The sequence below is a fragment of the Devosia sp. P2_G7 genome, assembly GCF_056403495.1.
In genome coordinates this window covers 207,308-219,517 of record NZ_JBFUFI010000003.1, presented here as the reverse complement: position 1 = coordinate 219,517, position 12,210 = coordinate 207,308, and the positions used below count along the sequence as shown (strand labels likewise).

At 62.5% G+C, this 12,210-nt stretch carries 10 protein-coding genes; 2 read left to right on the top strand and 8 right to left on the bottom strand.

The annotated features are described in order from the left end of the window. Positions 1–5: 5 nt before the first annotated feature. The 5 genes from rpsJ to rpsL all read right to left on the bottom strand — a co-directional run bounded on the left by rpsJ (position 6) and on the right by rpsL (position 4,620). Positions 6–314 carry a 30S ribosomal protein S10 gene (gene rpsJ / locus AC1DWU_RS07165; protein ID WP_055049780.1) on the bottom strand — a complete coding sequence of 103 codons (309 nt, stop codon included), beginning with the start codon at positions 312–314 and terminating at the stop codon, positions 6–8. Positions 315–387: 73 nt separating this feature from the next. Beyond that, positions 388–1,578: an elongation factor Tu gene (gene tuf, locus AC1DWU_RS07160; protein ID WP_477149287.1), complete on the bottom strand. Its 1,191-nt coding sequence runs from the start codon at positions 1,576–1,578 to the stop codon at positions 388–390. Between the two features lie 80 nt (positions 1,579–1,658). Beyond that, positions 1,659–3,749 (bottom strand): elongation factor G, encoded by a 2,091-nt coding sequence (fusA, locus tag AC1DWU_RS07155; protein ID WP_477149286.1) that lies wholly within the window; start codon positions 3,747–3,749, stop codon positions 1,659–1,661. Positions 3,750–3,766: 17 nt separating this feature from the next. Then, entirely contained in the window at positions 3,767–4,237 is a 471-nt protein-coding gene (gene rpsG, locus AC1DWU_RS07150) for a 30S ribosomal protein S7 (RefSeq protein ID WP_069911349.1), read from the bottom strand. A gap of 11 nt (positions 4,238–4,248) precedes the next feature. Beyond that, positions 4,249–4,620, bottom strand: a complete 372-nt coding sequence (rpsL, locus tag AC1DWU_RS07145; RefSeq protein ID WP_273957941.1) for a 30S ribosomal protein S12 — start codon at positions 4,618–4,620, stop codon at positions 4,249–4,251. Between the two features lie 508 nt (positions 4,621–5,128). Between rpsL and AC1DWU_RS07140 the strand changes: the two genes are divergently transcribed. After that, positions 5,129–5,605: a YbjN domain-containing protein gene (locus AC1DWU_RS07140; protein ID WP_477149285.1), complete on the top strand. Its 477-nt coding sequence runs from the start codon at positions 5,129–5,131 to the stop codon at positions 5,603–5,605. Positions 5,606–5,608: 3 nt separating this feature from the next. On the opposite strand, the gene AC1DWU_RS07135 is transcribed toward AC1DWU_RS07140, so the two are convergent. Then, a complete protein-coding gene (locus AC1DWU_RS07135) occupies positions 5,609–6,274 on the bottom strand; it encodes an O-methyltransferase (RefSeq protein WP_477149284.1) in 666 nt (221 codons plus the stop codon). Between the two features lie 122 nt (positions 6,275–6,396). Beyond that, the gene (locus AC1DWU_RS07130) at positions 6,397–7,293 is read right to left on the bottom strand and encodes a prohibitin family protein (RefSeq protein WP_477149283.1); all 897 of its coding nucleotides are present in this window, start codon (positions 7,291–7,293) and stop codon (positions 6,397–6,399) included. A 164-nt stretch (positions 7,294–7,457) separates the two neighbouring features. Here AC1DWU_RS07130 and AC1DWU_RS07125 point away from each other — a divergent pair, with 164 nt between their 5' ends. Then, positions 7,458–7,931: a hypothetical protein gene (locus AC1DWU_RS07125; protein WP_477149282.1), complete on the top strand. Its 474-nt coding sequence runs from the start codon at positions 7,458–7,460 to the stop codon at positions 7,929–7,931. A gap of 59 nt (positions 7,932–7,990) precedes the next feature. On the opposite strand, the gene rpoC is transcribed toward AC1DWU_RS07125, so the two are convergent. Next, positions 7,991–12,199, bottom strand: coding sequence for a DNA-directed RNA polymerase subunit beta' (rpoC, locus tag AC1DWU_RS07120; protein ID WP_477149281.1), 4,209 nt, complete (start codon positions 12,197–12,199; stop codon positions 7,991–7,993). Between the last annotated feature and the right edge of the window lie 11 nt (positions 12,200–12,210).

Below are 12,210 nucleotides of genomic sequence, written 5' to 3'. Positions count from 1 at the left end.
GTTACTCAGAGCTTGATTTCGACGTCGACGCCGGCGGCGAGATCGAGCTTCATCAGAGCATCAACGGTCTGCGGGGTCGGATCCACGATGTCGAGGAGACGCTTGTGCGTCCGGATCTCGAACTGCTCGCGGCTCTTCTTGTCGATGTGAGGCGACCGGTTGACCGTAAACTTCTCAATCTGCGTGGGCAGCGGGATCGGCCCGCGCACCTGCGCACCCGTGCGCTTGGCCGTGTTCACGATCTCCCGAGTGGAGGTGTCGAGCACACGGTGGTCAAAGGCTTTGAGCCGGATGCGAATGTTTTGACCGTTCATCTTGCTTTCCCAGCGAAAAATGGAACGCGGCGCGCTGTTTGTAGCGGCGCGCCGCGCCCTGGATTACCAGGTCTTATTTCAGGATCTTGGCGACGACGCCCGAACCGACGGTACGGCCACCCTCGCGGATAGCGAAGCGGAGCTTCTCTTCCATGGCGATCGGCACGATCAGCTGAACGGAGATATTCACGTTGTCGCCCGGCATCACCATCTCGGTGCCTTCCGGCAGGGTAACCACACCGGTCACGTCGGTGGTGCGGAAGTAGAACTGCGGACGGTAGTTGGCGAAGAACGGAGTGTGACGGCCGCCTTCTTCCTTGGTGAGGATATAGGCCTCAGCAACGAAGTCGGTGTGCGGGGTCACGGAACCGGGCTTGCAGAGGACCTGGCCGCGCTCAACCTGAGTGCGGTCGATACCACGGATCAGCGCGCCAATGTTGTCGCCAGCCTGGCCCTGATCGAGCAGCTTGCGGAACATCTCAACGCCGGTCACGGTCGTCTTCTGGGTCGCCTTGATGCCGACGATCTCGACTTCCTCACCCACCTTCACGATGCCGCGCTCGACACGGCCGGTCACCACGGTGCCACGGCCAGAGATCGAGAACACGTCTTCGATCGGCATCAGGAACGGCTGGTCGATCGGACGAGCCGGCTGCGGGATGTAGGCGTCGACAGCGGCCATCAGCTCGAGAACGGCGTCGTGGCCGAGCTTCTTGTCACCATCGTTCAGAGCTTCGGTGGCCGAGCCCTTGATGATCGGAACGTCGTCGCCCGGGAATTCGTAGGACGACAGCAGTTCGCGAACCTCGAGTTCCACGAGCTCGAGGAGCTCCGGATCGTCGACCATGTCGCACTTGTTCAGGAACACGACCAGGGCCGGCACGCCAACCTGACGGGCGAGCAGGATGTGCTCGCGGGTCTGCGGCATCGGGCCGTCGGCAGCCGACACGACCAGGATCGCGCCGTCCATCTGGGCAGCGCCGGTGATCATGTTCTTCACATAGTCGGCGTGGCCCGGGCAGTCGACGTGAGCGTAGTGACGGTTGGTCGTCTCGTACTCGACGTGCGCGGTGTTGATCGTGATCCCGCGCGCCTTCTCTTCCGGTGCTGCGTCGATCTGGTCGTACGCCTTGAAGGTCGCGCCACCGGTCTCAGCCAAAACCTTCGTGATCGCTGCGGTCAGCGAGGTCTTGCCATGGTCGACGTGACCGATGGTGCCGATGTTGCAGTGAGGCTTATTGCGGGAAAACTTTTCCTTGCCCATCGCTTCTCTCCGTATGCGTCAGCCAACAGCCGACGTGAGTTTTCAGTTTCTATTTCAAGCGGTTGCTTAGCGGGTAAACGTTAAGCGTACTTTGCCTGGACTTCGGTGGCGACCGCCTGCGGGACCTGCTCGTAGTGGTCGAAAGTCATGGTGTACTGAGCGCGCCCCTGGCTCATCGAGCGGAGCGAGTTCACGTAGCCAAACATGTTGGCAAGAGGCACCATGGCGTCGATCACCTGCGCAATACCGCGGGCTTCAGTGCCGCGGATCTGGCCGCGACGTGAATTCAGGTCACCGATGACGTCGCCCACATAGTCTTCCGGGGTCAGAACTTCAACCCGCATGACCGGCTCGAGGATCTTCGGTGCCGCCTTCTCGATGGCTTCGCGGAAACCCGCGCGGCCAGCGATTTCGAAGGCGAGAACCGAGGAGTCGACGTCGTGGTAGGCACCGTCCGTCAGCGTGAACTTCACGTCGACGATCGGGAAGCCGATCACCGGGCCGGAGCCCATGACCGACGAAACACCCTTCTGCACGCCCGGGACGTATTCCTTGGGGACGTTGCCGCCCACGATCGCGGACACGAACTCGAAGCCCTTGCCGGCTTCATTCGGCTCGATCGTGAACTTGATGCGGGCGAACTGGCCCGAACCACCAGACTGCTTCTTGTGCGTGTAGTCGTGCTCAACCTTGCGGGTGATCGCTTCACGGTAAGCCACCTGCGGCGCACCGATATTGGCCTCGACCTTGAACTCGCGGCGCATGCGATCGACGAGAATGTCGAGGTGCAGTTCGCCCATGCCCGAGATGATGGTCTGGCCGGATTCTTCGTCGGTCTTGACGCGGAACGACGGGTCTTCGGCAGCCAGGCGAGCGAGGGCGAGGCCCATCTTCTCCTGGTCGGCCTTGGACTTGGGCTCCACGGCGATGTCGATGACCGGCTCCGGGAACTCCATGCGCTCGAGGATCACCTTGTTGTTGGGATCCGAGAGCGTGTCGCCCGTGGTCGTGTCCTTGAGGCCAACGATAGCGACGATGTCACCAGCGTAGGCTTCGTTGATCTGCTCGCGAGAGTTCGCGTGCATCTGGAACATGCGACCGACGCGTTCCTTCTTTTCCTTGACCGTGTTCTCGAGCATCGCACCGGCCTCGAGGTGACCCGAGTAGATGCGGCAGAAGGTCAGCGAGCCCATGTGCGGGTCGTTGGCGATCTTGAAGGCCAGCATCGACAGCGGCTCGTTGTCGGTCGCGTGACGCTCGATCGGCTTGTCGGTCTTGACGTCGATGCCCTGGATCGCAGGAATGTCGGTCGGAGCCGGCAGGAAGTCGATAACGCCATCCAGCAGCGGCTGCACGCCCTTGTTCTTGAAGGCCGAGCCACAGAACACCGGATACAGCTTCACTTCGCAGGTGCCCTTGCGGATCAGCCGGCGCAGCGTGTCGTTATCAGGCATTTCGCCGTTGAGGTAAGCCTCGGTGGCCGCATCGTCCATCTCGACGGCGGTCTCGATCATCTTCTCGCGGTACTCAGCGGCCTTGGCCTTGAGGTCCTCGGGGATCTCGACGACGTCCCACTGGGCGCCCAGCTCTTCGTTGCGCCAGACGAGCGCGTTCATCTCGATCAGGTCGACGACGCCGCGGAAATCGCTCTCGGCGCCGATCGGCAGCTGCATCACGACCGGCTTGATGCCGAGGCGCTTATCGAGCGTATCGAGGCAGAAGTAGAAATCGGCACCGATCTTGTCCATCTTGTTGACGAAGATCAGGCGCGGAACGTTGTACTTGTCGGCCTGGCGCCAGACGGTTTCCGTCTGCGGCTCGACGCCCTGGTTACCGTCGAGCAGCGCGATGGCGCCGTCGAGCACGCGGAGCGAACGCTCGACTTCGATGGTGAAGTCCACGTGGCCGGGGGTGTCGATGATGTTGAAGCGGTACTGGGTGCCGTCACGGCCCTTCCAGAACGTGGTGGTCGCGGCGGACGTGATGGTGATGCCGCGCTCCTGCTCCTGCTCCATCCAGTCCATGGTCGCGGCGCCGTCGTGGACTTCGCCGATCTTGTGGGACTTGCCGGTGTAGTAGAGAACACGCTCGGTCGTGGTCGTCTTGCCAGCATCAATGTGAGCCATGATGCCGAAGTTACGGTAGTGATTGATCGGGTATTCGCGGGCCATCTTGAGCGAGCCTTCCGTTACCAGCGGTAGTGCGAGAAGGCACGGTTGGCGTCAGCCATACGGTGCGTGTCTTCGCGTTTCTTGACGGCCTGGCCGCGACCGTTGACGGCATCCATGAGCTCGCCCGACAGGCGTTCCTTCATGGTGTGCTCGCCACGCTTGCGGGCAGACTCGATGAGCCAGCGGATGGCCAGCGCCTGCTGACGATCGGTGCGGACTTCGACCGGGACCTGATAGGTCGCACCACCAACGCGGCGCGAACGGACTTCGACGGCCGGGCGGATGTTGTCGAGGGCGGTGTGGAACACGCCGATCGGATCCTGCTTCAGCTTGGTCTGAACGATATCGAAGGCGCCGTAGACGATGCCTTCGGCGGCCGACTTCTTGCCGTCCTTCATGAGCGAGTTCATGAACTTGGAGACGACGAGATCGCCGAACTTCGGATCGGGATTGACGACGCGCTTTTCAGCGGAGTGACGACGGGACATCTAAATGCTCCTTACTTCGGCCGCTTCGCGCCGTACTTCGAACGGCGCTGCCTGCGATCCTTCACCGACTGGGTGTCGAGGACGCCGCGCAGCACGTGATAGCGAACACCCGGCAGATCGCGAACACGACCGCCGCGGATCAGCACCACGGAGTGTTCCTGCAGGTTGTGACCCTCGCCGGGGATGTAGGAAATGACTTCACGCGAAGTGGTCAGACGGACCTTCGCCACCTTGCGGAGAGCCGAGTTCGGCTTCTTCGGGGTCGTCGTATAAACGCGAGAGCACACGCCGCGCTTCTGCGGGTTTGCTTCCATCGCCGGTACTTTGTTCCGCTTGGGCTTGGATACCCGAGGCTTGCGGATCAACTGATTAATGGTCGGCATTGCGCTCTTTCCATCGGTCCGAAGTTCGTTGCGAAAGACGATGGCAAACCAAAGGGGCGCCAAATCCACTCCAAAACGGAGCAGCAGCGCCTCTTATTGCAGCGGACCACCCGGCTGTTGACCAGGCGTTCATGCGCACGAAGATTTGTCGTCGTCTCTTGCCTTTGGCGATGTGTTTGAAGTTCCTGGATGCCCGCACAAGGTGGCAGATACCCGCGTGAACTTCACGACCGACCGCTAAGGTTGCGCCTCTATATGAGCAGTGAGTCCCCCCGTCAAGGATTCTTTCAGCGGAACATCATGCTCACGCCGCCGGAAATCCGGGGAATTTCCGTTCACCAGGAGAACGGGGTCGGAGGGCAGAGCTAACTTGCCGCGCACGCATGGCTGGCACCAGATCGGACGTGCGGTTTTCCTCTACTTTCAGGGATCCCCCTGCCCCGCATTGGCCCGCCTCTGACAAAGGTGTATCAGTCGGGCCAATACCGGGACGATGAGGGAGCATCCGATGAAGCTGGGACGTCTGTGGGCTGGCCTGCTGCTTGGCGCTCTCTCTGCTGGTCCCACCCTTGCGCAGACCGTGGTCGATGGCAGCAAGGTCGACGAAATCGTCACGATCGCCCGCGGCTATGGCTCGGCGACGCTTGAGTCCCAGGGCGACGGCAACCCGCGCATCGCCGGCAACATCAAGGGCGTGCCCTACTACGTGTTCTTCATGAACTGCGCGGCCGACAAGGCCTGCGAGGACATCAACTTCTATGCCGGGTTCGCCGATATCAAGCCGACAATGGATGCGCTGAACGCCTGGAACCGCGACAAGCGCTTCGGCAACGCCTATCTCGACGCGGACCTCGACGCGGCGATCGAGTACGACGTGAACCTCGAGTATGGCGTCACGCGCGAGAACCTCGACGCGGCGTTCGGGGTATGGTCGGTGCTGCTGGAGCAGTACACCGCCTATGTCGGCTACAAGCCGGCCCAGTGATCCCTAGTCGAGGATCATCATCGCAAAACCGTCATAGCCCTTGGCGCCGACCGTCTGCAGGGCTGTGGCCGAGAGCCGAGGGTTTGCCGCGATCAGCTCAAAGGCGCCACGGCTGCCGAGGACGTTCGGATCCCTGCTCTCCGCATTAGCCACCTGGCCATCCCGCACCACGTTGTCGAGTACGATCACAGTACCCGGCCGCCCGAGCTTGATGGCCCAGTCGAGGTAGGTGGTGTTGTTCGGCTTGTCGGCGTCGATAAAGACGAAGTCGAACGGTTCGGGCTTCTCGGCCGCCAGCACCGGCAGCGTCTCCGCTGCGGCGCCGACGCGCACCTCGATCCGATCGGAGTACCCTGCCCGTTCGACGTTCCGGCGCGCCACCTCGGCATGGTGCGGCTCGTACTCCAGCGTGATGATTGAGCCACCTGCCGGTAGCGCCGTGGCCATCCATATCGTCGAGTAGCCCCCGAGCGTGCCGACTTCGAGCACGCGTCTGGCCCCGCTCATGCGGACCAGTAGATGCAGGAACTTGCCCTGGGCAGCGGACACGTCGATGGGGCGAAGCCCACCAGCGGCGTTAGCTTTCAGCGCGTCAGCGAGCGCCGCACTCTCATCGACCAGCTTGTCGACGATGTAGTCATCCACCCGGCCCCACAGATCGGCGCTCATCTCATCCTCCAGCTTGCCGGTGCCTTCTAAAGTGCGCCGCGTGACGCTTCCATGACACTGCGACTAGGCAAAAAGAAGGGGCCGCAACGGCCCCCTCGATGCACCTTCCGCCGCTCCGCCGCTCAGGGCGTCGGTGTGGGCGTCAGATTGAGGAAAGGCACGGTGCCGCCCGGCGGCATTACGGAGGGGAGCACACCGTCCCACTTCTCCGCCTGCACCAGGGCCACGACGCCCGGGTTATCCTTCAGCGCCTGGCCGCGCTGATCGATCGCCGTTGCCTCGGCGCGGCCCTTGAGCTCGATCGAGTAAGCCTCGGCTTCGGCGGCGAGACGCACCGCCTGGGCATTGGCAGTGGCTGTCGCAACGACCGAGTCCGCTTCTGCCTGCGCCTGCGTGACGGTGATCTTGGCCTGCACCTCCTGCTGGGCCAGCTCCTGCTGCCGCTTCTGCACCTCGACGGTGGCAAGTTGCTTTTGCTCGATGGAGTTTTCGTAGGCGGCTGAGAACTTGATGTCCTCGACCTGCACGCTCTCGACGATGATCGGTTCGCCGATGCCGGCCTGTAGGGCGGCCAGTGCATCGAGGTTGAGCTTGGCGCGCTGCTGGATGACGCCGAGAGCGTCGTACTGGCCGAAGACGTTCTTGAACAGCGCCGGCACGCGTGGCTCAACCAGCCGGGCGATCATGTTTTCGACCCCGCCATACTCGGCATAGACCTCGGCACCGCTGCCGGGGATGACGTGGTAGCTCACCGACAGGCGGATCTGGGCCGGCTGCTGGTCGCGGCTGTAGGACTCCATCGACTCGAAGGTCTTGGTGTGGGACTGGAGCGAGATCTCCTTCACGTCGTCGACGATCGGGAACTTGAAGTGGAGGCCCGGTCCGACGGTGCCGGTTACCGCCCCGTTGCGGAGCACAACCCCCTCCTCACCCTGGTCGATCTGATACCAGGAGCCGAACAGGATGATGGCCAAGGCGACGATAACGGCCCCGGCGATGGCAAGCGGCGGAATGCGCATTGTGTCTCCATGATGCTCAAGTCGTTCGCCCCGGCTTCGGATGATGAATCAAGGTCGAACGACGATGCGCGCAGCATGTCACGGACGGCGCGCGGTTTGTCCACGCCGTATGTTCGTTTGTCGCTCGCTTCGTATAGTCTCGATCCGTTCATTGGAGATGGTCGATGATCGCCAGGTTGCCTCTGCGTTGCTTGCTAGGCATCACCGTATTGACGTTTGCAGCGCCTGCGTTGGCCGGTGATACGTCAGTCAGCGACCCCTGGACCAGCTGGGAATTAGTTTCGGCTGAGGGATGGAGGGATCAACACCCCGTAGGGTGGCAGATCAGCTTTCACGAAGATGGCCGGCTCAGTACGAGTTGGCTCGGTCCCATGTATGAGTCTGAAGCAGCCAGCGAGCTCGCCACCCTCGAGATCCTTGAGGCCATCGGTGAATATGTATTCGCAGGTGGCAGGGTGCAGTTCTCCAACGACGACTCATTGGGCTGGTTGTGGGAGTGGCGGAGGGTCAGCTGCGATTTTGCTGAATCAGTCAACGAACTAAGGCTGACCAACTGTGTAGGGCGCGATGCCTGGAGTGACGAGGAGGCTGCTCCGGCCCAACCAGGTGACATGACCTTCAAGAAACTCGGCCGATAGCATCGGAAAGAGAAAGGGCCCCGGAGGGCCCTTTCGAAGTGCTGCGATGGAGCTGCCGATTACTCGGCCGGCTCTGCCGGGGTCGGGGCCGGAGTCGGCGCCGCGATGGCGGCGGTCTCGGCCTGGCGACGGCGCTCATCCAGGATCATGTCGTCGCGACGGGTCGCGATCGCCTTGGCCTTGGTGATGCCGGCACCGGTACCGGCCGGGATCAGGCGGCCGACGATGACGTTTTCCTTCAGGCCTTCGAGCAGATCGGCCTTGCCGGAAACTGCCGCCTCGGTGAGGACGCGGGTGGTTTCCTGGAAGGACGCGGCCGACACGAACGAGCGGGTCTGCAGCGACGCCTTGGTGATGCCGAGCAGGACCGGGTTGGCCGTAGCCGGCTTCTTGCCGTCGGCGACCAGCTGGTCGTTGAGCTCGTCGAAGTCCAGCTTGTCGAGCTGCTCGTCCTTGAGCATGCCCGAGTCACCCGGGTTCACGATCTCGACCTTCTGCAGCATCTGGCGAACGATCACCTCGATGTGCTTGTCGTTGATCAGCACGCCCTGGAGCCGGTAGACCTCCTGGATCTCGTTGACGAGGTAGCGAGCAAGCTCTTCCACGCCCTTGATTGCCAGGATGTCGTGCGGTGCCGGGTTGCCGTCGAGGATGTATTCACCCTTCTCGATGGTGTCGCCTTCCTGCAGGTGGAACGGCTTGCCCTTCGGGATCAGATACTCGACGGGCTCGCCGCCCTCTTCAGACGACTCGATGATGATCCGGCGCTTGTTCTTGTAGTCGCGACCGAATTTGATCGTGCCGGTGATCTCCGCGATGATCGCGTGATCCTTGGGACGACGTGCCTCGAACAGCTCGGCCACACGCGGCAGACCGCCGGTGATGTCCTTGGTCTTGGCGCTTTCCAGCGGGATACGGGCCAGGACGTCACCCGGCGACACCTTCTCGCCCGGCTCGACCGCGATGACCGCGTCGACGGAGAGCAGGTACCGAGCTTCGCCGCCGCGATCGAGTTTGACGACAGCGTCGCCGCGCTTGATCGTGATGGCCGGCTTCAGGCTGTCGCTGCGCTGGCTGGTACGCCAGTCAGCCACAACGCGCTTGGTGAAGCCGGTGGTCTCGTCGGTGTTTTCCGTCACCGATGCGCCATCGACCAGATCCTCGAAGCCGACTTCGCCGTCGACTTCAGCCAGCACCGGACGGGTGTACGGATCCCATTCGGCGATACGCTGGCCGCGCTTGACCTCGGCACCATCATCCACGCGGAGCTTGGCACCATAAGTCACGCGGTGCGTGGCCCGGTCCTTGCCCTCGGGGTCGAGGATGGCGATGGTCACGTTACGGCCCATGGCAATCAGCTGACCGCCCGCCACCTTGGCGACGTTGCGGTTGCGGATCTCGATCTTACCCTCGGCACCAGCCTCGAGGTAGGACGAGTCAACCACCTGCGCGGTGCCACCGATGTGGAACGTACGCATGGTGAGCTGGGTGCCCGGCTCGCCGATCGACTGAGCAGCGATAACGCCAACCGCTTCGCCGATGTTGACCGGAGTACCGCGAGCGAGATCGCGACCGTAGCACGCGGCGCAGCAGCCCTGGCGGAGATCGCAGGTCAGCGGCGAGCGGATGCGCATCGACTGGACCTTGTAGCTCTCGATGAGCTCCACGTCCTTTTCGGTGAGCAGCGTGCCCTTGGGAACGATGACGTCGCCGTTCTCCGGGTTCACCACATCGTCAGCCGTGGTACGGCCGAGAATGCGCTGACCCAGCGAGGCCACGACCTGGCCGGCATCGACGATCGGCTCCATGGTGAGGCCGCGTTCGGTGCCGCAATCGAGCTCGGTGATGATCGAGTCCTGCGCCACGTCGACGAGACGACGGGTCAGGTACCCCGAGTTCGCGGTCTTCAGCGCGGTGTCCGCGAGGCCCTTACGAGCACCGTGGGTCGAGTTGAAGTACTCGAGAACGTTCAGGCCTTCCTTGAAGTTGGCCGTGATCGGGGTCTCGATGATCGAGCCGTCGGGACGCGCCATCAGGCCGCGCATACCGGCAAGCTGCTTCATCTGCGCCGGCGAACCGCGGGCGCCGGAGTGGCTCATCATGTAAACCGAGTTGATCGGCTTCTGACGACCCGTCTCCTTGTCGAACTGAACGGCAGCGATGCCCTTCATCATTTCCTCGGCGACCTTGTCACCGCACTTGGCCCAGGCGTCGACCACCTTGTTGTACTTCTCGCCCTGAGTGATCAGGCCGTCGTTGTACTGCTGCTCGAACTCTTCGACCTGCTTACGGGTCTGCTCGACGATGGTGTACTTGGACGCCGGGATAACCATGTCGTCCTTGCCGAACGAAATGCCGGCGCGGGCGGCGTGCTTGAAGCCCATGTCCATGATGCGGTCGCAGAAAATGACCGTCTCCTTCTGACCGCAACCGCGATACACGGTGTCGATCATCTTGGAGATCATCTTCTTGGTCATCAGCTGGTTGGCCGTCGCATACGGCACCGCCGGATGCTTCGGAAGCAGCTTGCCAAGCAACATGCGGCCCGGAGTCGTCTCGACGATCTCGGTCGTGCGGTTGCCTTCCAGATCATAGACGTCGACGCGCCCCTTGATCTTGGTGTGCATGGTCACGACGCCCGATGCCAGGGCGTGCTCCAGCTCGCCCATGTCCGAGAAGGCCATGCCCTGGCCGGGCTCGCCCTCGTTCATCAGGCTGAGGTGGTAGAGACCAAGGACGATGTCCTGGCTCGGCACGATGATCGGCTGGCCGTTGGCGGGGTGCAAGATGTTGTTGGTCGACATCATCAGCACGCGGGCTTCAAGCTGTGCCTCGAGCGACAACGGCACGTGAACGGCCATCTGGTCGCCGTCGAAGTCGGCGTTGAACGCCGCGCAGACGAGCGGGTGCAGTTGGATGGCCTTACCTTCGATCAGGTGCGGCTCGAACGCCTGGATGCCCAGACGGTGAAGCGTGGGCGCGCGGTTCAGCAGAACCGGGTGCTCGCGGATCACTTCGTCGAGGATATCCCAGACCTCGGGCTTCTCCTTCTCGACCAGCTTCTTGGCCTGCTTCACCGTCGACGAGAGGCCCTTGGCCTCAAGGCGCGAGTAGATGAAGGGCTTGAACAGCTCGAGCGCCATCTTCTTGGGCAGGCCGCACTGGTGGAGCTTGAGCTCCGGACCCACGGTGATCACCGAACGGCCGGAATAGTCCACGCGCTTGCCGAGCAGGTTCTGACGGAACCGGCCCTGCTTGCCCTTGAGCATATCGGACAGCGACTTCAGCGGACGCTTGTTCGCACCGGTGATGGTGCGGCCACGGCGGCCGTTGTCGAACAGTGCATCGACCGCTTCCTGAAGCATGCGCTTCTCGTTGCGGATGATGATGTCCGGCGCACGAAGCTCGATCAGGCGCTTCAGGCGGTTGTTACGGTTGATCACACGACGGTAGAGGTCGTTCAGATCGGACGTGGCGAAGCGGCCGCCGTCCAGCGGGACGAGCGGACGGAGCTCGGGCGGAATGACCGGAATGACGGTCATGATCATCCACTCGGGCTTGTTGCCCGAGACGATGAACTGCTCAACGATCTTCAGGCGCTTGGCCAGCTTCTTCGGCTTCAGCTCGGTGGTCGACTCGGCGATCTCGACGCGGAGGTCGGCAGCGATCTTCTCGAGGTCGAGCGAGAGCAGCAGGTCACGGATAGCCTCGGCGCCGATCTTGGCGGTGAAGCTGTCGGCACCGTACTGGTCCTGGGCGTCGAGATACTGCTCCTCGGTGACCAGCTCGTTCTCGCCGAACGGGGTCAGGCCGGGGTCCAGCACGACGTACTGCTCGAAGTACAGGATGCGCTCAATGTCCTTCAGCGTCATGTCGAGCAGCAGCGCGATACGCGACGGCAGCGACTTCAGGAACCAGATGTGCGCAACCGGGGCGGCGAGCTCGATGTGGCCCATGCGCTCGCGACGGACGCGGCTCAGGGTAACTTCGACGCCGCACTTCTCGCAGATGACGCCCTTGAACTTCATGCGCTTGTACTTGCCGCACAGGCACTCGTAGTCCTTCACGGGCCCAAAGATGCGCGCGCAGAACAGGCCGTCGCGCTCGGGCTTGAACGTACGGTAGTTGATGGTCTCGGGCTTCTTGATCTCGCCGTACGACCAGCTGAGAATCTTCTCAGGGCTGGCGATCGAGATCTTCATCTGGTCGAACATCTGGACCGGAACCTGAGGGTTGAACGGGTCCATGACGTGGTGATGAGTGTTCATCGGTAGACTCC